This is a genomic window from Acinetobacter sp. WU_MDCI_Abxc222 (genome assembly GCF_025514755.1).
Classification (GTDB): domain Bacteria; phylum Pseudomonadota; class Gammaproteobacteria; order Pseudomonadales; family Moraxellaceae; genus Acinetobacter; species Acinetobacter geminorum.
This window is the reverse complement of record NZ_JAHPVG010000011.1, coordinates 15847-37830: the sequence shown is the minus strand read 5'-3', so window position 1 is coordinate 37830 and position 21984 is coordinate 15847. Positions and strand designations below refer to the sequence as shown.

The 21984-nt window shown below is 39.0% G+C and carries 21 protein-coding genes; 10 read left to right on the top strand and 11 right to left on the bottom strand.

Features of this window, described 5'->3' with window-relative positions:
• The first annotated feature begins 15 nt into the window (after positions 1 to 15).
• Positions 16 to 1008: a fatty acid desaturase family protein gene (locus KTJ10_RS15020; RefSeq protein WP_174725039.1), complete on the top strand. Its 993-nt coding sequence runs from the start codon at positions 16 to 18 to the stop codon at positions 1006 to 1008.
• 48 nt (positions 1009 to 1056) lie between these two features.
• On the opposite strand, the gene KTJ10_RS15015 is transcribed toward KTJ10_RS15020, so the two are convergent.
• Positions 1057 to 2082, bottom strand: coding sequence for an AraC family transcriptional regulator (locus tag KTJ10_RS15015; protein ID WP_262442349.1), 1026 nt, complete (start codon positions 2080 to 2082; stop codon positions 1057 to 1059).
• A gap of 156 nt (positions 2083 to 2238) precedes the next feature.
• On the opposite strand from KTJ10_RS15015, the gene KTJ10_RS15010 reads away from it, so the two are divergent.
• Together KTJ10_RS15010 and KTJ10_RS15005 are read left to right on the top strand one after the other, a co-directional pair.
• Positions 2239 to 2937, top strand: coding sequence for an NAD(P)H-dependent oxidoreductase (locus KTJ10_RS15010; RefSeq protein ID WP_262442348.1), 699 nt, complete (start codon positions 2239 to 2241; stop codon positions 2935 to 2937).
• Positions 2938 to 3536: 599 nt separating this feature from the next.
• Positions 3537 to 4859 (top strand): OmpP1/FadL family transporter, encoded by a 1323-nt coding sequence (locus KTJ10_RS15005; RefSeq protein ID WP_057070553.1) that lies wholly within the window; start codon positions 3537 to 3539, stop codon positions 4857 to 4859.
• A gap of 58 nt (positions 4860 to 4917) precedes the next feature.
• Here the strand turns inward: KTJ10_RS15005 and thrH are convergent, their stop codons facing one another.
• Entirely contained in the window at positions 4918 to 5535 is a 618-nt protein-coding gene (gene thrH, locus KTJ10_RS15000) for a bifunctional phosphoserine phosphatase/homoserine phosphotransferase ThrH (RefSeq protein ID WP_009389629.1), read from the bottom strand.
• Between the two features lie 184 nt (positions 5536 to 5719).
• Between thrH and KTJ10_RS14995 the strand changes: the two genes are divergently transcribed.
• Both KTJ10_RS14995 and KTJ10_RS14990 read left to right on the top strand, forming a co-directional pair.
• Positions 5720 to 6454 carry a phosphoadenylyl-sulfate reductase gene (locus KTJ10_RS14995; RefSeq protein WP_005064416.1) on the top strand — a complete coding sequence of 245 codons (735 nt, stop codon included), beginning with the start codon at positions 5720 to 5722 and terminating at the stop codon, positions 6452 to 6454.
• 171 nt (positions 6455 to 6625) lie between these two features.
• Positions 6626 to 8011, top strand: a complete 1386-nt coding sequence (locus KTJ10_RS14990) for a WS/DGAT/MGAT family O-acyltransferase (RefSeq protein ID WP_005064414.1) — start codon at positions 6626 to 6628, stop codon at positions 8009 to 8011.
• A 27-nt stretch (positions 8012 to 8038) separates the two neighbouring features.
• On the opposite strand, the gene KTJ10_RS14985 is transcribed toward KTJ10_RS14990, so the two are convergent.
• The 6 genes from KTJ10_RS14985 to KTJ10_RS14960 form a co-directional block, all read right to left on the bottom strand.
• Positions 8039 to 8212 (bottom strand): PA1571 family protein, encoded by a 174-nt coding sequence (locus KTJ10_RS14985; protein WP_002116397.1) that lies wholly within the window; start codon positions 8210 to 8212, stop codon positions 8039 to 8041.
• 139 nt (positions 8213 to 8351) lie between these two features.
• Complete coding sequence (gene rng, locus KTJ10_RS14980) at positions 8352 to 9806, bottom strand: ribonuclease G (RefSeq protein WP_005064412.1); 1455 nt, start codon at positions 9804 to 9806, stop codon at positions 8352 to 8354.
• A 114-nt stretch (positions 9807 to 9920) separates the two neighbouring features.
• The gene (locus KTJ10_RS14975) at positions 9921 to 10481 is read right to left on the bottom strand and encodes a Maf-like protein (protein WP_262442370.1); all 561 of its coding nucleotides are present in this window, start codon (positions 10479 to 10481) and stop codon (positions 9921 to 9923) included.
• Positions 10469 to 10960, bottom strand: a complete 492-nt coding sequence (mreD, locus tag KTJ10_RS14970; RefSeq protein ID WP_002116279.1) for a rod shape-determining protein MreD — start codon at positions 10958 to 10960, stop codon at positions 10469 to 10471. Before mreD ends, KTJ10_RS14975 begins: the two co-directional genes overlap by 13 nt.
• Positions 10947 to 11804, bottom strand: a complete 858-nt coding sequence (gene mreC / locus KTJ10_RS14965; RefSeq protein ID WP_161282936.1) for a rod shape-determining protein MreC — start codon at positions 11802 to 11804, stop codon at positions 10947 to 10949. The genes mreD and mreC overlap by 14 nt, the downstream gene beginning before the upstream one ends.
• 16 nt (positions 11805 to 11820) lie before the next feature.
• Positions 11821 to 12861: a rod shape-determining protein gene (locus KTJ10_RS14960; protein ID WP_000601379.1), complete on the bottom strand. Its 1041-nt coding sequence runs from the start codon at positions 12859 to 12861 to the stop codon at positions 11821 to 11823.
• 133 nt (positions 12862 to 12994) lie between these two features.
• Here KTJ10_RS14960 and gatC point away from each other — a divergent pair, with 133 nt between their 5' ends.
• The 4 genes from gatC to KTJ10_RS14940 all read left to right on the top strand — a co-directional run bounded on the left by gatC (position 12995) and on the right by KTJ10_RS14940 (position 17058).
• Positions 12995 to 13309 (top strand): Asp-tRNA(Asn)/Glu-tRNA(Gln) amidotransferase subunit GatC, encoded by a 315-nt coding sequence (gene gatC, locus KTJ10_RS14955; RefSeq protein WP_000107699.1) that lies wholly within the window; start codon positions 12995 to 12997, stop codon positions 13307 to 13309.
• Positions 13310 to 13362: 53 nt separating this feature from the next.
• Positions 13363 to 14841, top strand: a complete 1479-nt coding sequence (gene gatA, locus KTJ10_RS14950; protein ID WP_262442347.1) for an Asp-tRNA(Asn)/Glu-tRNA(Gln) amidotransferase subunit GatA — start codon at positions 13363 to 13365, stop codon at positions 14839 to 14841.
• Positions 14841 to 16310 (top strand): Asp-tRNA(Asn)/Glu-tRNA(Gln) amidotransferase subunit GatB, encoded by a 1470-nt coding sequence (gene gatB, locus KTJ10_RS14945; protein WP_262442346.1) that lies wholly within the window; start codon positions 14841 to 14843, stop codon positions 16308 to 16310. The genes gatA and gatB overlap by 1 nt, the downstream gene beginning before the upstream one ends.
• Positions 16311 to 16479: 169 nt before the next feature.
• The gene (locus tag KTJ10_RS14940) at positions 16480 to 17058 is read left to right on the top strand and encodes a DJ-1/PfpI family protein (protein WP_213072913.1); all 579 of its coding nucleotides are present in this window, start codon (positions 16480 to 16482) and stop codon (positions 17056 to 17058) included.
• A 78-nt stretch (positions 17059 to 17136) separates the two neighbouring features.
• Here the strand turns inward: KTJ10_RS14940 and KTJ10_RS14935 are convergent, their stop codons facing one another.
• Complete coding sequence (locus tag KTJ10_RS14935; protein WP_000086443.1) at positions 17137 to 17655, bottom strand: hypothetical protein; 519 nt, start codon at positions 17653 to 17655, stop codon at positions 17137 to 17139.
• Positions 17656 to 17738: 83 nt separating this feature from the next.
• Complete coding sequence (locus tag KTJ10_RS14930) at positions 17739 to 18806, bottom strand: DUF1176 domain-containing protein (protein WP_149932915.1); 1068 nt, start codon at positions 18804 to 18806, stop codon at positions 17739 to 17741.
• Between the two features lie 124 nt (positions 18807 to 18930).
• On the opposite strand from KTJ10_RS14930, the gene KTJ10_RS14925 reads away from it, so the two are divergent.
• Complete coding sequence (locus KTJ10_RS14925) at positions 18931 to 19680, top strand: DUF4850 domain-containing protein (RefSeq protein WP_262442345.1); 750 nt, start codon at positions 18931 to 18933, stop codon at positions 19678 to 19680.
• 41 nt (positions 19681 to 19721) lie between these two features.
• On the opposite strand, the gene KTJ10_RS14920 is transcribed toward KTJ10_RS14925, so the two are convergent.
• Positions 19722 to 21770 (bottom strand): M13 family metallopeptidase, encoded by a 2049-nt coding sequence (locus tag KTJ10_RS14920; RefSeq protein WP_262442344.1) that lies wholly within the window; start codon positions 21768 to 21770, stop codon positions 19722 to 19724.
• Positions 21771 to 21984 lie beyond the last annotated feature (214 nt).

Below are 21984 nucleotides of genomic sequence, written 5' to 3'. Positions count from 1 at the left end.
TTTGGGAGAATAAAAATGAATGCACAAGTGAGTGTGACCGATCTATTTAGCAGAGAAGAAATACAGGAACTCACACAACCCTCAGATATATACGGCGCTTGGGCTGTTGCTAGTACGTGGGCCGTTATTGGAGGAACATTTGCTAGCTTAATCATGATGTGGGATTACTTACCTAACTGGGGAAAATTACTTGCTTGTATGCTAGCTTTAGCTATATTGGCAGGTCGTCAGTTATGTCTAGCAATTTTGATGCATGATGCATCTCATAAGAGCTTATTCAAAAATAAAAAAATAAATGACTTTGTAGGCGAATGGCTATGCGCCCGTCCAATCTGGAATGATCTACAAAAATATCGCGTACATCATGTTCGTCATCATGCAAAAACCTCTACTCCAGATGACCCAGATCTTTCGTTAGTTTCTGGTTTTCCTGTAAGCAAAAAATCGCTTACTCGTAAATTTTTACGCGACTTAACGGGTATGACGGGATTAAAGTTTAGCTTTGGCCGAGTATTAATGGATCTAGATCTAATGAAATGGACCGTTGCAAATGATCAAGTCTGGTTAGATCGAAGCAATAAAGATTTCGTTGACTATGCCAAAAGTCTTATAAAAAACAGTAGCGGCGCCATTGCTACCAATGTTGCTCTTTATTGTGTTTTAAAAGCTTTTGGTCAACAACGATTTTATTGGTTATGGCCCCTAGCTTATTTAACACCCTTTCCATTATTTTTAAGAATTCGCTCAATGGCCGAACATGCAGGTATGCAAACGAGTAATACAGCTTTAACCAATACACGAACAACACGTGCAGGTTGGATTGCTAGAAGTTTTGTGGCGCCTATTCATGTCAATTACCATATGGAACATCATTTAATGGCATCGGTGCCCTACTTCAAATTGCCGCGTATGCATCGTTTATTGAGAGAGCGTGGCCATGTTCCGGCACCACCTAGCTATTTTAAAGTGATTGAATCACTCTCATCTAAGCCAGAACAATCTACTTAATTGACTCAAATAATAAATGAAAGGCCATGAAGTTAAATTTATGGTCCTTTAATTTGAATCCGCTATTTTATGCTGGGTTTGGAAATATTTAGGCGTCATCCCCATCCAGCGCTTAAACGCACGAGTGAAGTGAGAAGTCTCGGCATAACCTAGCATTAAAGCGACTTTTTCGATCGACATGTTATTTTGAGCTAAAAGTTTCAGGGCATGCTCCTTTTTCAGTGAGTCTACCAAGAGGGTAAAACTAGTATGATCAAGAGCTAAATAGCGTTGCAAAGTTCGCTCCGACATACTCATGATATGAGCCACTTGCCCAACTTTTAATGCGTCAATATTCCCATTTAAAAGCAATTTTTCGGCAACTTGTTTGACTTGGCCTTTCCAACCACTTTTTAAGTTTAATTTCTCTATATCCCGCTTACATTGCGCATTTAATAACGGCGCTAGCATTGGGTCTGCTGTTAATACAGGCTGTGCTAAATACTCTTTTGGAAATATCCAACGATTAAACTTTTGATTAAATAAACAAGTCACAGCCAGTTGATGACTGATTTGGTCAAAACCTATCGGCTCTGGCATTTGTAATTCAACTTTTCCCAAATGAGAAAGCCCTGTTAATTTTTTCGCAATTTGAACAAAACCGACTAACAAAAAAATGTTGGCATTTGGGCTCAGCTGAAATACATTGACGGGCTGATGAATGGACCAATATGCATCATTATTTTCTTGTTTTAATTCTGGTTTAAAAACCTTACAACGTGAACCAATGAATTGTTCAAGTATTTTCAGCGCTTCTCCTAAATTTGGAGAAACCATGGCAGCCATTCCGACTGAACCATAACATGAAGCTGTCATATTTAAAGCTAAATATCCTGCCAGTGCTGGCTCTTTGCATAACTCAATCGCCCGTTCAATAAGCTGATTTAAGGTGTTGAACTCAACATACCAGTAAGGCTTTTCTAACTGGTCTAAGGTTATTCCACTTCCATCTAAAAGCTGCTCACCAGAGACACCCCACTGCTTAATAGTCTCGACGATTAAATTAATATAAGTTCCGGGTAATTCTGGATTCATAAACAACCCAATGAGCAAAATAAAATGGCGCGAAATGGTAAAAACTGTCAGTTCATGAACTATGCCATGCTTTTAAATTGATGCATAGTTATTCAAAACAAAATCCGCTGAATTGCAAGACAGCACAATTTCTGAAAAGAATACAGGTCCTACCTTATGAACATTCTGATTGTCCATGCTCATCCAGAACCACAGTCTTTCACCACTGCTCTAAAAAATACAGCTAAGCAAACCTTAGAAAAATTGGGGCACAGTGTAGAAATTTCAGATTTATATGCGATGCAATTTAACCCTATTGCATCTAAAGAGGATTTCTTAGAGCTTAATCAGCCTGAGTATTTTAACTATGCACTAGAACAAAGAAATGCCAGCAAAAATCAACTTCTAGCTGCAGATATTCAAGCAGAAATTGAAAAGGTAAAAAAAGCAGATCTAGTCATTTTAAATTTCCCACTTTATTGGACATCTGTGCCAGCAATTTTAAAAGGTTGGATTGATCGCGTATTTATCTCAGGGCTTTTTTATGGAGGCAAACGATTTTACAACCACGGCGGCATGGTAGGTAAAAAAGCGATGTTGTGTTTAACACTCGGTGGTAGAACACACATGTTTGGAGAAAACTCTATTCATGGTCCAATTGAAAATTATTTATCTCCGATTCAACGTGGTACTTTGGCATATGCTGGTTTTAAAGTCCTGCCTCCATTCATTGCTTACCATGTACCTTATATTAGCCAAAAAGCACGAGAAACCCTTCTTGAAGACTATGTAATCTACCTTACTCATTTGGACCAGCTTGAGTCATTAACATTTCCAAAGCTTGAGCAATTTGATGAAAAACTATATCCAATCTAATGCTATGTTTTAGCTATAAAAGTTAAATAACCGAATCTAGATTGTTATTTTCGGTTTTTTTATCGCATATAACTTTCAAATATAGAATCCAAATTCGCTCAAAAAATAGATCAAATGGTAAAAAAATTAAGGCAATTTTTTTTATAAGGCTAAGAATATAAAACTGAATCAATAATATACAGATGTAGAGAAACTAGACTTATCAACTAAAAATGACTATCAATACTCATTTCATAATCACTTAATTCATATTTTTACAAAAAAATCTTTGACCATTTTTCTTGGATTTGTGACAAAAATGTCATAAAAATAAATACCATTACTGATACATAAAAAATATAAATATCAATTAATTAAATTAATTTAACAATACAAATATTCCTTCATATTTCATCCATTATTGACCGATTTTGTATAAAAAATGAGTACTGCCCAGTTCATACAATAGATTTACTCTTATTTTAATTATGCTATTTTTGTTACATGGAGTTATCAAAGCTTCTATTACTTGTAATTAGGAGCTTTGAAGGCAACACAGTTTAAACGGTTTAACTCTGTTACTTTTAAAAAAATGTCTTGAAGTTCAAGGAAAGATTAAAATGAAATTAAAACATCTGAGCACTGCAATGATTTTAGCAACGCTGCCTGCAACTGGGGTTTTTGCAGCAGCATTGGATCGCTCTGGACAATCAATGTCTGCTTTTTTTCAGCCGGGAAATTACTTTGAAGCTGGTATTTCTGCTTTAGATCCTGATGTATCGGGTAAAGATACTTCTGGAAATGCAACAGGTGATATGGCAAATGATTACTATTTCCCTAGCGCAGCATTGAAATTACAACTCACCGATAAATTTTCTTTTGGTTTACTATATGACCAACCATTTGGGTCTGATTCAGAATATAGCGGCAAAAATAATTTTGTAGCAAATCCAAATGACCGTTTACTACCTTCACCAGCAAGCCCAACATTAGGTCAAGCTGGCTTGGGTAATACTATTACTGGCGGCACATCTGTAGAAGTTGATACACAGAACCTTGCTTTAGTTTTTGGTTTTCAACCAACAGTAAACTGGAATATTTATGGTGGTGGTGTATACCAAACGATTAAAGGAAATGTTCACTTAAGAGGTTCAGCATATAGCTTATATAATGGCTATGATGCTGACATTAAAGAAACAGGTGGAGCAGGTTGGTTAGCAGGGGTAGCTTATCAAATTCCAGAAATTGCGCTTAAAGCTTCTTTAACTTATCGCTCTGAAATTGATCATGATGTAAATATTAAAGAAAATATTCCTATCGTGAACTTGGTAGCTGCAAACCCAGCACTTCTATTTGGTGCTTTAGGTATCACTGATCCTGCAACTCAAGCAGCTATTGGTAAACAATTAGCATCACTCCAAAGTGATGGAAAAACTACTATCACAACACCACAGTCTGTAAACCTTGATTTCCAAACAGGTATCATGGCAAATACAGTCGCATTTGCGAATGTACGTTGGGTAAATTGGAAAGACTTTGCAGTTCAACCATATAAATTTGGTATTGTTTCAAAAGCAGCTGGTCAATTACTTCCTCAATTAGGTAAACCTAATGGATTTAATTTAGTAGATTACTCAGATGACCAATGGTCTGTTACTGCTGGTGTAGGCCGTAAACTTACCGACAAGTGGGCTGGTAATGTCTCTGTAGGTTGGGACTCTGGTGCGGGTAACCCTGTAACAACCTTAGGCCCAACTGAAGGTTACTGGAACGTAGGCTTAGGTGTTCAATACAGCCCTACTCCACAAACCTTTATTGCTGGCGGCGTAAAATATTTCTGGTTGGGTGATGCTGATGCTGTTACAGGCGCTCATTCTGCTGCAGGTAGCTTTGATGACAACAACGCTATCGCTTATGGTTTAAAACTTGGTTATAAATTCTAAGTTTCAAAACTCATTCATATAAAAAAGGCGCTTTAAGCGCCTTTTTTATTCTTTATTCTTAAGCTGGGATTGTACGCTGTGAAACTGAACGAATTGCTTCTTTTAATGCATCGTAACCGTGGATAGCTGGAAATTGTGGAAACTCAGCAATCACATTTTCTGGTGCATCAAACAAGAAACCGTGGTCAGCTTCACCAAGCATGGTTGTATCGTTATACGAGTCACCAGCAGCAATTACTCGGAAATTTAAACCATGTAATGCTTTAACCGACTCACGTTTTTGATCTGGTTGACGTAGTTTATAAGCGGTAATCATACCTTCTTCATCTGTCTCTAACTTATGACAGAAAATTGTTGGCCATCCTAATTGCTTCATTAAAGGATGTGCAAATTCATAGAAAGTATCTGACAAGATCACAAGTTGGAAATGAGTACTTACCCATTCAACAAACTCTTTTGCACCTGGTAATGGTCCCATCTCAGCAATAACTTCTTGAATATCGTTTAAGCCTAAACCGTGTTGTTTTAAGATATTAAGGCGCTGAGTCATTAAAACATCATAATCCGGAATATCACGAGTTGTTGCTTCGAGTTCTTTAATCCCTGTTTTTTTAGCGAAATTGATCCAGATTTCAGGAACTAAAACCCCTTCAAGATCTAGGCATACGATTTCCATGAATGCTTCCAACGTTGGTTAAAAATTGCTGTATCATACCATTAAGATTTTCAGTTTTGCGTTGTTATTGATCAAATCAATTTTATTCATAAGGATCGAAATTAAAGTGCTAAGCACTTTATCAACTATCCTTTAGAATATTTTTCATAACTCAATGCGCCCAAGCCTTTTGCCAGGAACACACATGACCGTTATTCCGACTATTGATATCGTAGATGCTCTTGCTGCTGAATATGCAACCAAAAGCCCTCGAGAAATTTTAGAACTTGCCTTAAGCCAACAAGGTGAAATTGCAATTTCATTTTCGGGAGCAGAAGATGTTGTGTTAATTGATATTGCTTCACGCTTAGGCAAACCTTTCCGTGTATTTAGTCTCGATACGGGCCGCCTGCATGCCGAAACTTATCAATTTATTGAAACTGTCCGTAAACACTACAATATCAATATCGAAATTTGTTTCCCTGAATCTGAAGCTGTTCAAAACATGGTAAACGAAAAAGGTTTATTCAGCTTTTTTACAGATGGGCATCAAGAATGTTGCGGTATTCGAAAAGTTCAGCCTTTGCGTAAAAAACTTGCGACTTTAGATGGCTGGATTACGGGTCAACGTAAAGATCAAAGCCCTGGTACGCGTACAGAGATTCCTGTAGTACAAGCTGATGCAGGTTTCTCTGGCCCAGGTAAGCAACTCATTAAATATAACCCTCTAGCGAACTGGACAAGTGCTGAGGTATGGAGCTACATCCGTATGATGGAAATTCCATATAACCCTCTTCATGAGCGTGGTTTTGTTTCTATTGGATGTGAACCATGTACGCGACCTGTATTACCAAATCAACATGAGCGTGAAGGACGCTGGTGGTGGGAAGAAGCCACTCAAAAAGAGTGTGGCTTACACGCTGGTAATATGAAAAAGTAATTGGATATCAAAAAACCACTGGCAAATCAGTGGTTTTTTTTATGTCATGTTCCGTACACAAAGTCATATTTTCTCTACTCTAAACGCTATATACTTAATTTTACGGTTCTATAATTCTAATAAGAGCTCATATAAGGGCTTCTTAGAAAAATGCATGAGGCACAATGATTTATGCGTCCATTACACCCAATTGATTTCATTTTTCTGTCACTTGAAAAAAGACAGCAACCCATGCATGTCGGTGGATTATTTTTATTTGAAATTCCTGAAAATGCACCAGAAACCTTTGTACATGATTTAGTAGAAGATATTAAACGCTCAAAAAGCATTCCTATCCCTCCCTTCAATAACCGTTTAAGTGGTCTATTTTGGGATGAGGATGAAGAGTTCGATATCGATCATCACTTTCGCCACATCGCTTTGCCTCACCCGGGCCGTATTCGTGAACTTCTGGTTTATATTTCACAGCAGCATAGCTCACTAATTGATCGTGCAAAGCCACTTTGGACTTGTGACATTATTGAAGGAATCGAAGGCAATCGTTTTGCCATGTATTTTAAAATCCATCATGCCATGGTAGATGGTGTTGCGGGTATGCGTTTGATCGAGAAATCTCTATCAAAAACACCAGAAGAGAAACATGTTGTACCTTTATGGTGTGTTGAGAGCAAAAGAGCTAAGCGTCTAAAAGTACCAACTCCAAGTACTAGTAAAATTAAAAGTATTTTAGGCGGTATTAAGTCTCAACTCGACATAGCTCCAAAAGTCATGCACGAGCTATCTCAAACAATATTCAAGGAAATGGGTAAAAATCCTGATTATGTTTCTACTTTTCAGGCACCAGTTTCTATTTTGAACCAAAGAGTCAGTGCTTCACGTCGTTTTGCGGCCCAATCATTTGAATTAAGCCGCCTTAGAAAAATATCAAAAGCATTAGGCGTGACGATTAATGATGTTGTCCTAGCTGTATGTTCAGGCGCTTTACGTGAATATTTGATTAGCCAAAACAGCTTACCTAAAAAGCCACTTATTGCCATGGTTCCAGCTTCATTACGTACAGATGATTCTGACATGAGTAACCGAATTACCATGATTCTGGCAAATTTAGGAACGCATAAAGATCAACCGCTAGAACGCCTAGAAATCATTCGTCGAAGCATGCAGAATTCAAAGCAACGCTTTAGCCGTATGACAGCTAATGAAATTTTAAACTATAGTGCAGTTGTTTATGGTCCGGCAGGATTAAACATCATGTCAGGAATGCTTCCTAAGCGTCAGGCGTTCAATTTAGTGATTTCCAATGTACCAGGACCACGTGAGCCGCTTTATTGGAATGGCGCGAAATTAGATGCACTCTACCCGGCTTCGATTGTCATGGATGGACAAGCTCTAAACATTACCATGACCAGTTATTTAGATAAGCTTGAAGTTGGATTAACAGCTTGTCGAAATGCTTTGCCAAAAATGCAAAACCTTTTGACTCATTTAGAAGATGAGATTCAACGTTTTGAAGAAATTATTGCAGAAAAACAGCTGAAACATCATTCAGCAAGTTAGAAAATTAAGGGGCTTTGAATTGGCCCCTTATTTTTTGATTGTGCGGCACTGGTTAAGCAACTGATGACATACTGAACGAATCATTGCAGTTGTAATCGGTACTTCTTTACCTTGGTCATTCAACATATAGCAGCTATTTACTGGCGTGCTTTCTAAAACATGTTTAAGACCGTTGCTAATTAAGTTTTCACTTACATTCATGGGTTATACCTCTTATTGTTTGCTAAGACGTTTAATAGGGAGAACGTCTAGGGCTACTGTATGTAAGTAGTATTTAAAATTCATGAATGAAAGTAAAATTTCAGTTGTAACAAGGATTAAGCGATATCTTGTTACAACTTTAACTTAAAATGATATCGTATTGCTCTTGCGTATATAAATTTTCGACCTGAAATTTAATAACACGGTTAATAAAATGCTCTAAATCGGCTACTGCTGGTGCTTCTGCTGTTAATAATCGGTCAATCACAGAAGGATGGGCAACAACAGTAAAGCCACTCGTTGACTCAAATGCGCGGGTATATCGTAATATCTCACGAAATATTTCGTAACACACTGTCTCCGCTGTTTTGACAAAACCACGTCCTTGACATGTTGGACATGATTCACATAACAAGTGTTCTAATGATTCACGAGTTCGTTTACGCGTCATTTCGACCAGACCAAGTTCTGACACTTGAGTAATTTTGGTCTTCGCGTGATCTCGCTCAAGCATTTTCTCAAACTGACGCATCACCTCTTCACGGTGAGTTGCTTCTTGCATGTCAATGAAATCAATAATGAGAATACCACCCAAATTACGCAGTCTAAGTTGACGCGCGATAACTTGAGTCGCCTCCATATTGGTTTTAAAAACAGTGTCTTCAAGACTACGACCACCTACATATGAACCTGTGTTAACGTCAATCGTTGTCATGGCTTCAGTCTGGTCGATCATCAGATAACCGCCTGACTTCAAAGCTACCCGAGTTTGTAAGGCTTTTTGAATATCTTCTTCAACATTATAAAGATCAAATAGTGGTCGCTCCCCCGGATAATGGATGAGACGACTCTTCATATTCGGGACAAACTCATCTACAAACTCAAGCAGTTTTGCATGAATCTCTCGCGAATCTACATAAATCTTTGCGGTTTCTTCGCTTGCTAAGTCGCGAATAATACGTTGAGGTAATGGAAGTTCTTCAAAAATTAAAGAAGGAACAGCAACATCCGTCTGCTTGCGCTGGATGTACTCCCACAATTTGCTCAGATAACACATGTCCTGTGCAATTTCTGCCTCATCCACACCTTCTGCAGCCGTACGGACAATCACACTACCAGGTAAATTATGCTCAGATTGAATACCTTCAATAATATTACGCAGACGATCTCGCTCTTCTTCAGACTCAATACGCTGCGAAACACCAATATGGTTGCCATACGGCATTAAAACCAAATAGCGAGAAGGGATTGAAAGATCTGTACTGAGGCGTGCACCTTTTGTGCCCAACATATCTTTCATTACTTGGACAGTAAGGGTTTGCCCAGGATGTAATAGCTCAAAGACATTTGGGGTAGGCTGCGAACGAGGCCAAACCATATCATTGATATGTAAAAAGGCTGTTCGAGACAAACCAATATCAACAAAGGCAGCTTGCATGCCCGGAAGCACTCGTACAACTTTACCCTTGTAGATATTGCCGACTAGACCGCGTTTAACTGTACGCTCGACATACAGTTCATTAACAGTTCCATTTTCGATTAATGCCACCCGACACTCCATAGGCGTGACATTAATAAGTAGTTCTTCTGACATACATAAACTCAAAGCATTATAAAATTTTTTATTAAAGAGTCAGAGAAGCTGTTAACTTTAACGTTGTCTAGTGTTCATCGACAATGCTATTCAATGAAGAAGGATAACAACCCCTTATGTCTTTACTCTTTTGAATAACTGTGCAAATTCGTATAAAGGAAGTCCTACCACATTACTATAACTTCCTTGAATTTGGGGAATATATTGCGAGGCAATTCCTTGAATTGCATATCCACCCGCTTTTCCAACAGGCTCACCCGTGGTCCAATAATCTTCCATATCCTGTGTAGTCAGGCGCTGAAACTCAACTTGTGTTTGCACTACCTGACTTAACATCTGTTGTTGAGTCGCAACACACAGTCCCGAAAACACATCATGCCAACGTCCAGATAATTGTTTCCAGATTTCAAAGGCATGATTTTTCGATTCAGGCTTACCAATAATTTGACCATCAAGTCCCAGACTTGTATCGGCAGCAATAACAATAGCTTCTGGAAAAAGCTTCAATACAGTTTGAGCTTTTTCTCTAGCCAACCGTTCAACATAATGATGAACCAGCTCATTTTCATGAACAGACTCATCAATGTTAGGACTATAGATTTCAAAATCTAAGCCTAGCTGTTGCAACAGCTCCTTCCGACGAGGAGAGCTAGATGCTAAAACTATATGCGCCATTTTGCCAAACAATAATAGACGACCGGCCATGTGATGATACTTGTCATCAAAGGCTGCCAATGTCTAGCAATTGAAAAATGAATTCCACCCATCGTCTGTGTTACCCACATAAATGCTAAATGGGCAATAATGACCAACGTTGCTATCGTCCATAAATTAACAAAAGTTAAAATACGGCGTTCCCGAATTAAAAAACGGGTAAGAAAAGTCACAATTACAAAACTTAAGGCATTGAGTCCTAAAGGTGCATCAAGCAGTAAGTCTGTAAAAATTCCCATCCCAAATGCAAACCAGACCCCACACCATGTTGGCTGGCATACTACCCAAAATAGCATGATCATTAACATGAACAGTGGCCGCCATCCTGAAATATCATAGGATAGCGGATAAACCATGAGTACAGAACCCACAATAACGGAGAGAATAATTCCCCATAATGGATCTTTACGCTTTTCTCGTTTAAGTTTAGCGATCGGCATATGGCTGCTCCTTCGCTAATGATTCAGAGAAAAGTACAACTACATGATGGCCTGTTGCTAATTGTGCTGATGGTGTTACATCAATTTCAGCAAACTCACCTGAATTATGGCGTTTTATTTTGGCAACTGTACCCACTGCGTAACCTGCTGGGAAATGTTCACCCAAGCCTGAGCTAAACACTTTATCACCCGCCTGAATATTCGCACTGGTCGGGACATATTCCATTTTTAAACGGCCCAAATCACCTGTACCAGAAACAATTGCCCGCATTCCAGTACGCTCAAGACGTACCGACAGTGAATGTTCTTTATCTGATAACAACATCACACGTGAGCTATGAGGATATACATTAATGATCTGCCCCATAATACCTTTATCATCCAAAACCGTTTGACCGACCTTTAGATGGTCCATAGAGCCCCGGTTAATAATGATGATATGACGTAATGGGTCTGCATCTGTACCAATTACTTCGGCAATTTCCATACGGCCATCAATAATTAATGGGGTATCAAGAAGTCCTCGTAAACGGGTATTTTCAGCTGACAGTTCAGAAAGTTTCTGTAAGCGGACTTGAGCTTGTAAAAGCTCAGCCTGCATCGCGGTATTTTCACGACGCAGTTGTGCTTCAGATTTTGTTTGTTGATTCAGCCATTCTCTCGACAGTACCGGATAACTAGCCAATGCATAAATTGGGTTATATGCAGCGTACAAGACATCCCTTGCTGGCTGAATTACATAAGGCATGCGCCAATCGAAGAACAGCACAACCAAACATGTAATGACCGCAATAATGAACGAGCGGAAAGATGGCGGCTGTCTTGAAAAAATATTCGGTTGCACCGCCTAATCCTTAAACTTAACCGACGAAAAGCATGTCATGGTTCGGGTTGTCGAAGAATTCTAATACTTTACCACCACCACGGGTTACGCAAGTAAGAGGATCTTCAGCAACAACAACTGGTAAACCAGTTTCTTGAGCCAATAACTTGTCAAGATTACGAAGTAGTGCACCACCACCTGTCAACACAATACCGCGCTCAGCAATATCAGAAGAAAGTTCAGGAGGAGTTTGCTCAAGAGCAGATTTCACAGCACTTACAATACTTTGTAACGGATCAGAAATAGCTTGAGTAATTTCGTCAGAAGTTACAGTAATTGCACGAGGTACTCCTTCTGCAAGGTTGCGACCACGTACTTCGATTTCTAATGTTGTACCATCAGAAACAGCCATACCTACTTCTTTTTTAATAATTTCAGCAGTGGTTTCACCAATCACACAACCGTGAGCTTTACGGACATAATTGATGATTTGCTCATCAAAAACATCGCCGCCGATGCGTAAAGAGTCAGCATAGACACAACCTTGCAATGAAATAATTGCAATTTCTGTTGTACCGCCACCAACATCCACAACCATAGAACCACATGCTTGTTCAACTGGCATACCTGCGCCAATTGCTGCTGCCATAGGCTCTTCAATCAAACGAACATCACGGGCACCAGCATTAAATACTGCTTCGCGAATCGCACGACGCTCGACCAAAGTTGATTTACATGGTACACATACAACTACACGAGGTGCAGGTGGGAACAAACGTTTTTCGTGAACTTTACCAATAAACTGATTTAACATGGTTTCAGTCACTTCAAAATCCGCAATTACACCGTCTTTCATTGGACGAATTGCAGAAATATTCGCAGGCGTACGGCCCAGCATTTGCTTAGCATCTAGACCTACAGCAGCAACAATTTTTTGTGAACCACTGTGACGAATTGCCACAACTGTTGGTTCATTTAATATAATGCCGCGGCCTGGTGCATAAATAAGTGTATTTGCTGTACCTAAATCAATGGCTAGATCCGGCGAAAACAAGCCAATTAGTCGTTTTAGAATCACGGTTCGTTCTCAGTTAAACTTTCATGTGGATGCAAGGTGGCAACTTTAAACTAAATGTGATGATTTGAACAAGTCAATCGCTTATTATAACGCACGATATTTTGAAAATTTTTAATACTGATTAGGTGATGTTATGTCTACATCGGATGCACAGCATTCAGCAGATTTAAATGCACAAACAGTTTCAGCAATCGCCAATCTTGCTCGATTGTCGCTCAATGATACGCAATCTGCTGAATATGCTCAAAGTCTAAATAAAATTTTAGGCATGATGGAAACCTTAAAAGGCATTGATACGGAAGGCGTAGAACCTTTGAAAAGTCCTTTTGACAATCCTCAACCTTTACGTGCTGATGTGGTAACTGAAAGCAATCATCGAGATGAATACCAAGCTGTTGCACCTGCAACTCAAGATGGTTTGTATCTTGTTCCTCGCGTGATTGAATAACTTTTACTCAATTAACCCATCTTCCCTATTTTGAATGTAAAGATATTTTACTCATGACTGATTTACATCGCTTATCAATTCGTGAACTTGCTGAGGGCTTAAGCCAAGCGAAGTTTTCATCTCGCGAACTGACTGAACACTATTTAAAACGTATTGCTAAAATTGACCCACTGGTAAAAAGCTACGTGACGGTTACGCCTGAACAAGCTCTTGCTGAAGCCGACGCTGCTGATGCAGCTTTAAAAGCAGGTAGTGCAACAGCTTTAACGGGTATTCCTCTTGCTCATAAAGATATTTTTTGTACCAAAGGCATTAAAACGACTGCTGGTTCAAAAATACTAGATAACTTCATCTCTCCTTACGATGCAACTGTTGTTGAAAAAACTAAAGCAGCTGGTCTTGTCACTTTAGGTAAAGTGAACATGGATGAGTTTGCGATGGGCTCAACTTCTGAAAGCTCCTATGTTGGCGCAACGAGCAACCCATGGGCACTTGACCATGTTCCTGGTGGCTCATCAGGTGGTTCTGCTGCGGCTGTAGCGGCTGATTTAGCGCCTTTCGCTACAGGTACTGATACAGGCGGCTCAATTCGTCAACCTGCGTCATTCTGTGGCTTAACAGGCTTAAAACCAACCTATGGTCGTGTATCTCGTTTCGGGATCATTGCTTATGCATCATCATTAGACCAAGCAGGTCCGATGGCTCGTTCTGCCGAAGACTGTGCTTACCTCATGAATGTAATTGCAGGTCACGATGCAAAAGACTCGACTTCGGTTAAGAAAGAAGTTGATGACTACGTTGCAAACTTAAACAACACATCTGCAAAAGGTTTACGCATTGGTATTCCTAAACAGTACTTTAACGTTGCAGGCTTAGATGCAGACGTTAAAGCACGTGTTGAAGAATCTTTGAAAAAGCTTGAAGAAATGGGTGCAACGCTTGTTGAGATTGACCTCAACATGACTGAAGCTTACGTACCAACGTACTACCTCATCGCGCCAGCAGAAGCATCTTCCAACTTGTCACGTTATGACGGTGTTCGCTACGGTTACCGCTGTGAGAACCCAGCTGACTTAATGGATCTTTATAAGCGTTCTCGCTCAGAAGGTTTTGGTCCAGAAGTTCAACGTCGTATCTTAATTGGGACATACGCACTTTCTGCAGGTTATTACGATGCTTACTATGTGAAAGCACAAAAAGTACGTCGTTTAATTCAGCAAGACTTTTTAAAAGCATTTGAAAATGTAGACGTGATTGCTGCTCCTTCTGCACCAACAACTGCTTATAAAATTGGTGCGAACTTAACTCCAACTGAAATGTATTTAGGTGATATCTATACGCTTGCAGTGAACTTAGCAGGCTTACCAGCGATTAATGCTCCTGTTGGTTTTGATAAAGATAGCTTGCCTATTGGCTTACAATTAATTGGTAACTACTGGTCAGAATCACAATTGTTGTCGATTGTTCATCAATACCAACAAAACACCGATTTCCATACTCAACGTGCGGCAATTGCTGAGGAGAATGCATAATGGCTGAAGCTCAAAAGTTGAAACTGATTGACGGTTGGGAAGTCGTTATTGGTATCGAGATTCACACTCAGCTCGCAACCAATTCTAAAATTTTCTCTGGTTCATCAACTGAATTTGGTCAAGACCCAAACACGCAAGCAAGCCTTGTAGACTTGGCAATGCCAGGTGTACTCCCTGTTTTGAATGAAAAAGTGGTTGATCTTGCTATTCGCTTTGGTTTAGGGATTGATGCCTATATCGATCAAGCATCTGTGTTTGCACGTAAAAACTACTTCTACCCTGACTCTCCAAAAGGCTACCAAATTAGCCAAATGGACAACCCGATTGTGGGCTTGGGTCACATCGACATCCAACTTGAAGATGGTACGACTAAACGTATTGGTGTAACTCGTGCTCACCTTGAAGAAGATGCTGGTAAATCTGTACACGACCAATTTGAAGGTATGTCTGGCATTGACTTAAACCGTGCTGGTACACCTTTGCTTGAAATCGTTTCTGAACCTGACATGCGTTCGGTTGAAGAAGCTGTTGCTTATATCAAAGCGATTCACACGCTGGTACGTTGGTTAGGTATTTCTGACGGTAACATGGCAGAAGGTTCATTCCGTGCGGACTGTAACGTGTCTTTACGCCGTCCGGGCCAACCGTTTGGTACACGTTGCGAGCTTAAAAACCTCAACTCATTCCGTTTCATTGAGCAAGCGATCAATGTTGAAATTGAACGCCAAATGGAAATTTTGGAATGGGGCGGTGAGATTGACCAAGAAACTCGTTTGTTCGATCCAAACAAAATGGAAACGCGCTCTATGCGTTCCAAAGAAGAAGCGAATGACTACCGCTACTTCCCCGATCCAGATTTGTTACCTGTGATTATTGCTGATGAGCAAATTGAAGCTGCTCGCGCTGCACTTCCAGAGCTCCCTGCTGCTCGCCGTGCGCGCTTTATCGCAGACTTTGGTGTAACTGAGTACGATGCACATGTACTTACGCTCTCACGCGAAATGGCGGACTTCTATGAAGCTGTTGTGGCTGCTGCTGGCGGTGCGAAGCAAGGTAAAATTGCTGCAAACTGGGTAATGGGTGAATTCTCTGGTGCTTTAAACAAAGCGGGCCTAGAGTTAACAGACTCACCTGTTTCTGCTGAACAGCTTGGCGGTATGATTGCCCGTATTGTTGACAACACCATTAGCGGTAAGATTGCTAAACAAGTCTTTGGCTTTATGTGGGAATCGGAAGGTAAATCTGCCGATGACATTATTGCGGAAAAAGGCTTAAAGCAAGAAACTGACACAGGTGCAATTGAAGCGATCATTAAAGAAGTACTTGCAGCCAATGAAAAAATGGTTGAAGAGTACAAGTCTGGTAAAGAAAAAGCCTTTAACGGTCTTGTTGGTCAAGTTATGAAAGCTTCTAAGGGTAAAGCTAACCCTGCTCAAGTAAATGAATTAATGAAAAAATTGATTGGTTAATTTCATTAGTCAACTCCAGAAAAAGCCTCGATTTATCGGGGCTTTTTTATATCCTTCTAAAGCACCCTTCGACTAAAGAATGCACTTTTTTCCTAAAAAATTACTCAGTGACTGTGCTAATTTAAATTAAGAATTTAGATAAATTACATTTTAAAAAGAGGGATAAATCATGTCTAAAAAGATTTTAATGTTGGTCGGTGACTATGCAGAAGACTATGAAACTATGGTTCCTTTTCAGTTCTTAACTGGTTTAGGTTATTCCGTGCATGCTGTTTGCCCAAATAAAAAGAACGGCGACCATATTGCGACTGCTATTCATGATTTTGAAGGCGAGCAAACTTATAGCGAAAAACGTGGTCACAACTTCGCGATTAACTATGATTTTGATGCCATTAATACTGAAGACTATGTAGGTCTAGTGATTCCGGGTGGCCGTGCACCAGAGTATTTACGCATGAATGAACGTGTTGTCGAAATTGTACGTGAGTTCGATAGAGTGAAAAAACCGATAGCAGCCGTATGCCATGGCGCTCAGTTACTCGCAGCGGCAGATGTATTACAAGGCCGCCTCTGTTCTGCTTATCCAGCATGTGCTGTCGAAGTAAAATTGGCAGGTGGACAATACGCAGATATTGCTGTGACTGAAGCAGTTACAGATGGTCATTTGGTGACTGCTCCAGCTTGGCCTGCACATCCAGCTTGGTTAGCTCAATTTGTGAAAGTTTTAGGGGCTACAATTACGATCTAAAAAGATATCTTTATCCCAAATACAATAAAGCCTGCTCTTAGATAGCAGGCTTTATTACTAAAATAGAAAACTAGACTTTTATCTTGTAATCCCTAATTTATTCCAAATTTCTGGTGTTAAAAACGTCGTCACCAATTTATTTAAGTCAATATAGCGTAATGTGCCCTGCAACTGCTGTTTAACGGCTGGGTCCTTAACAATATCTTCACCCGCACTTTGGCCTAACTGCTGGAAAGCCTCCCCAACTGCCTTCACACCTTCAGCCTGAATTACAGCTTTGGTCTGAGCAGAACATTGCTCTACAATTATCCGCTGTAAAACCTGAGCCAGTTTTTGATCTAACTGGTCTTTTTGCTCAGGCGTTACATTACTAAATGCTTTTAAATCTGGATGAGCCGCTAAAGCTGTAAATGTCCATTGGAGCACCGTGGTTTTATCTGAAGCTGTTGTTGCTTTAACCAGACAGTCACTTAACTGATCAACTGTCGGACCAGCCATCGCAATTTGTGTTGCACCCAGTACAGTCGCCGCCACACATATTGAACGGCTCAGATGTGAAAACTTACGGCGAGCAATAGCATAAAGATGACGTGACATAGGTCTAGCTCCAATAAACAATCTGTTCTTTTTATCACAGAGTCACTAAAGTTACCTGTTATGACTCTGTAACCGCAAAATACTTACTTTACGACTGATTCAATGCGATCAAGCTCCCACACTCCACCTGCTGCCAAGCCTTTACACATACCCGTCCACATATCCTTAGTATGCACAAAACTCTTGCCGTCCCATACCCATTCTTCACTTGCCCAGCAATCTCCAATGCCTCGTCCCTTTTGAGCACTACTAATAATACCGCTATCAAAATCTGAGGCGGACTCAGTTACAAACGCGGGCTTACCGTTTAAAGACTCATCGAGTACCCATGCCCCATACCCTTCGTTATAAGCCCCTCTCCAGCACAACGTAGTCGCCAGAACTTTCTTATTGGTTAGTTTATATAGCTCAATTTTCTGTGGTTCGGCTCCATCACTGTTACCACCATAAATACCTTCACAAAAGCCGTCTTCTTTCGGATTCGGTTTAGCAGCCATCAAACTACGGTGTATTGCTTGGTACTGTTTATTTTTAGGCTGTAAAGTTAAATAAGGTTTGGTTGAAGTCTTAATACGCTTCACAACTAGTTTTGGTTCAGGCATAAGCACTTGATTTTCATTGGCACTGCCCTTTTTAACCAAAGCACCAATAGTCCCTATACGCTTCTGAAAATCATCCATCTTTAATAATACGGCAGTCATCCCAGCATCGGAAATTTTCCATTTATGCTGCGCATTTTTAAATACAATTTCAGTCTTCTGTTTGGACTGCTGTAGTAGAGCATTGACTTGCGAGCTGTTTAGCTTACCCATAATTGGCAGCTCAGTACCATCTACACCCACCGCACCTAAATCTTTGCCATTGATATAAAAATGGATATTTTTAAGCTGGTTTGCAGGTATGCTTTGTTCATAGTCGGACAAAGCAAATTCAATCTGTACAGGTTGTTTTGGGCCTGCTTTACGTGTTAATAAAATTGAAGCGGGATTATCACCATTTTCTTCGTTTTGATAGCCTGCAGCCTTACAGGTACCCGTATTACTGCAAGAGATTTCCCACTCTTGGTGAGAAAATGAAATACCTTTTATATCTTGAGCAAAACTATAAGAACTTATTACTGCCAAACAACAAATTGAAAGTATATTTTTCATTTTTTCATGTCTCTACACGTCTGTTTTATTATGAAGTTAACAACAGCGTTAAATTTTGAGTTACCGTCTAGTTTAAAAGAATATGTTAGATTTATATAAGATTTAAATTGATTACTTTCTAAAAATGAAAAAACTAAATTTTTTATTATGGTCAACATTAGTCAGCCTAAATTCAACTGTTTATGCAGAAGTAAAAAGCTTTACTCCTCATTTCCCCAAATTTTATAGCTCTGCTGCAACCCGCAAAGCAGACAATCAATTCTATGCTCTTGGAGAGGCAAAATTTTTAAACGGCGTTGTAGTCCCTTTTTATGGTGTTACTGCACAGAACCCAATGGAGGATGGTTTACTTAAAGATTTTGAAAAATGCACGCCTAAAAGCTGCCGTTTTAATTTTCAACTCGATGCTCAACACGCCAAACAATTAAAACTTCTTGCATTACCTGAAATAGGTTTAATACTTGTTCCACGTAACTGGCAAGATGTTCAAGCAAATGCAGGGGCAAATGGAGCTGGTTTTGCTCTAATAATGAGTCCAGATCAAAAGCAAGCGATTAAGCTTTATGACTCTTCATTTTGCGTTGGATGTGGCTTACCCAATGCAACGCTTTATTTTCCTGAGCTATTAAAAGAAAGTCTGGAAAATGAATTTGGCGGATTTAAAGATCCTAAAAAACTCATCCATATTGTTCACCCATCTAAAAAAGTGGCTTTTTTTAGTTATCAAATTCCACAAGTGAACAATAAAACCCATGGCATTGCCAAATATTATGATGAAGACACTTTTAACTATAAAGAAATTCAAGTCACCTTAGATAAATCCCAACAATCTTTAGTTGGCCCTATCCTTAATTTTTATAATGCAACGCACTAATCCAATACTTATAAAAAAACCCGCTTTCGCGGGTTTTTTAATCACCAAATAGTTATCCGCTTCTCTGGTGGTAAATACATCTGATCATCTTCGTTTATTTTAAAAGCCTCATAAAATGGTTTTTGATTCATTAAAGCTCCATTGCCACGCACTTTATCAGGGGAGTGAGGATCAGTTTTTAAATAGATAATCGCTTGAGCTTCGCGGGTTTTCGCACGCCAAACCTGAGCCCACCCCATATAAAAACGTTGCTCCCCAGTCTGTCCATCAATTACAGGAGCTGGCTTACCGCCTAGTGCAATTTGGTAAGCCTTATAGGCAATTGCTAACCCAGAGTTATCTGCGATATTTTCACCTAATGTCAATTCACCATTAACGTGATAACCAGCAATCGGTTCATAACGGTTATATTGTTCAATCAACGCTTGTGTTTTAGCTTTAAAACGCTGGTGATCTTCAGCATTCCACCAGTTTCTCATATTGCCCAATTCATCAAACTGGCTACCCTGATCATCAAAGCCATGACTAATTTCATGGCCAATCACAGCACCTATACCACCATAGTTCACGGCATCATCTGCATTTATATTAAAAAAAGGTGGTTGTAATATCGCTGCTGGAAATACAATTTCATTCAATGAAGGATTGTAATAGGCATTCACCGTTTGTGGTTTCATATACCATTCATCACGATCAACCAGCTTACCTAATTTATTAAGTTCATATTGATATCTAAACTCACTTGCGCGAATTATATTTCCAACTAAATCATTTTTAGCGATGTGCAGACCAGAATAATTACGCCACTTTTTTGGATAACCGATCTTTATTGACATGTGAGAAAGCTTTTTACGAGCTTGTATTTTCGTCGCAGGACTCATCCAGTCCAATTCTGTAATGCTTTGATCATAAGCACGAATCAGATTTTGAACCAATAATTCCATCTGTTGTTTTTTCTCAGCAGGAAAGTATTTTTCAACATAAAGTTTGCCGATACCATCTCCCAACACCTTATCAACAAGCTGTACACCCCGCTTCCAACGTGTTTCTTGTTCAGTAATATCTCGAAGTGTCTTGTTATAAAAATTAAATTTATTATCTACAAAAGCGCTATTTAGTAATGGAGAAAAATTATTTATTAAATGCAATTTAAAATAAGCTTTCCATACATCTAAGGGTGTATCTTGAATAATTGTATTTAAGCCCTGAAAGTAATCTGGCTGATTTACCTGAATAGTATCAATTTTTCCTTTTAATTCAGTTGCAGTTAGATAACCTTGCCAATCAAAATTGGGGGTCAATTTATACAATTCTGCGAGTTTGTATTTATTGTAGCGTTTTGCAAGATCACGGTTTTGTACGTTACTCCATTGTATTTTTGCTAATTGAGTTTCAAGTTTTAAAATTTCCTGAGCATGTTGTGCTGCTTGCGAGTCTCCAGCAAGTGTTAAAGTTTTTTCAATATACTTTAAATACTGTGCACGAGCTTCAATAAATTTTTTATCATCTTTCAAATAATAATCATGGTCAGGTAGACCCAAACCACTTTGCTCCAACCCAGCCACCATTTCAGTAGATTGTTTCATATCCTGTTCAATGCTTAAACGGATTGGGCTATTGACATTAATACGAGCAAAATGTGCCATTAAAATTGCAATTTGATTCTTATTTTTCAATTTATCAACTTGATTTATCTCATTTTTTATAGGGCTAGCACCTTGCTTTTCAATACTTTTTTCATCCATAAAGCTAGCATATAGAGTAGCTATTTTCTGCTCTAAACTACCATCCACCCACTTTTGACCAGATAGCTCTTCTACAATTCCATGTACTTGGCTAATTGATAACTCACGGAGCTGATTAAAAGCTCCCCAACTTGCTTTATCAGCTGGGATTTCAGTCTTTTTTAACCAAATACCATTTACATGTGAATAAAAGTCGTTCTTTTCATTAATAGAGGAATCAATATATTGTTGATCTATACCTGATATTTTTTTAATTTGAGAATTTGTTACTAATTCCGCACGTACCAAATTAGCAGAAGTCATAAGTGCAGTCGTAAGAGCACTTTTAAGCAAAATAGATTTCAAAGACTTAACCTCATATTTAAATATTTAATGATCTAAAACAATGGTTTAAAGTGATTATTTTTTATTAATTAAGCGAATGGCAAAATTAAAACCAATATAGAAGCAAGTTTTATACCGCGAAAATATAATATTTTCAAAAATATATTTTTATATAAATAAAAATTATAAACGAAGAAACTTACCAAATCTTTTATTCTACTAAATACTTAATATT

Coding starts and splice junctions, on each gene's coding strand:
- KTJ10_RS15015 (WP_262442349.1), bottom strand. CDS start 2,082: ATGAATCCAGAATTACCCGGAACTTATATTAATTTAATCGTCGAGACT.
- KTJ10_RS15010 (WP_262442348.1), top strand. CDS start 2,239: ATGAACATTCTGATTGTCCATGCTCATCCAGAACCACAGTCTTTCACC.
- KTJ10_RS15005 (WP_057070553.1), top strand. CDS start 3,537: ATGAAATTAAAACATCTGAGCACTGCAATGATTTTAGCAACGCTGCCT.
- gatA (WP_262442347.1), top strand. CDS start 13,363: ATGACTGATTTACATCGCTTATCAATTCGTGAACTTGCTGAGGGCTTA.
- KTJ10_RS14995 (WP_005064416.1), top strand. CDS start 5,720: ATGACCGTTATTCCGACTATTGATATCGTAGATGCTCTTGCTGCTGAA.
- KTJ10_RS14975 (WP_262442370.1), bottom strand. CDS start 10,481: ATGGCGCATATAGTTTTAGCATCTAGCTCTCCTCGTCGGAAGGAGCTG.
- KTJ10_RS14935 (WP_000086443.1), bottom strand. CDS start 17,655: ATGTCACGTCATCTTTATGCTATTGCTCGCCGTAAGTTTTCACATCTG.
- rng (WP_005064412.1), bottom strand. CDS start 9,806: ATGTCAGAAGAACTACTTATTAATGTCACGCCTATGGAGTGTCGGGTG.
- KTJ10_RS14940 (WP_213072913.1), top strand. CDS start 16,480: ATGTCTAAAAAGATTTTAATGTTGGTCGGTGACTATGCAGAAGACTAT.
- KTJ10_RS14930 (WP_149932915.1), bottom strand. CDS start 18,806: ATGAAAAATATACTTTCAATTTGTTGTTTGGCAGTAATAAGTTCTTAT.
- KTJ10_RS14985 (WP_002116397.1), bottom strand. CDS start 8,212: ATGAATGTAAGTGAAAACTTAATTAGCAACGGTCTTAAACATGTTTTA.
- thrH (WP_009389629.1), bottom strand. CDS start 5,535: ATGGAAATCGTATGCCTAGATCTTGAAGGGGTTTTAGTTCCTGAAATC.
- KTJ10_RS15020 (WP_174725039.1), top strand. CDS start 16: ATGAATGCACAAGTGAGTGTGACCGATCTATTTAGCAGAGAAGAAATA.
- mreD (WP_002116279.1), bottom strand. CDS start 10,960: ATGCCGATCGCTAAACTTAAACGAGAAAAGCGTAAAGATCCATTATGG.
- gatB (WP_262442346.1), top strand. CDS start 14,841: ATGGCTGAAGCTCAAAAGTTGAAACTGATTGACGGTTGGGAAGTCGTT.
- KTJ10_RS14990 (WP_005064414.1), top strand. CDS start 6,626: ATGCGTCCATTACACCCAATTGATTTCATTTTTCTGTCACTTGAAAAA.
- gatC (WP_000107699.1), top strand. CDS start 12,995: ATGTCTACATCGGATGCACAGCATTCAGCAGATTTAAATGCACAAACA.
- KTJ10_RS14925 (WP_262442345.1), top strand. CDS start 18,931: ATGAAAAAACTAAATTTTTTATTATGGTCAACATTAGTCAGCCTAAAT.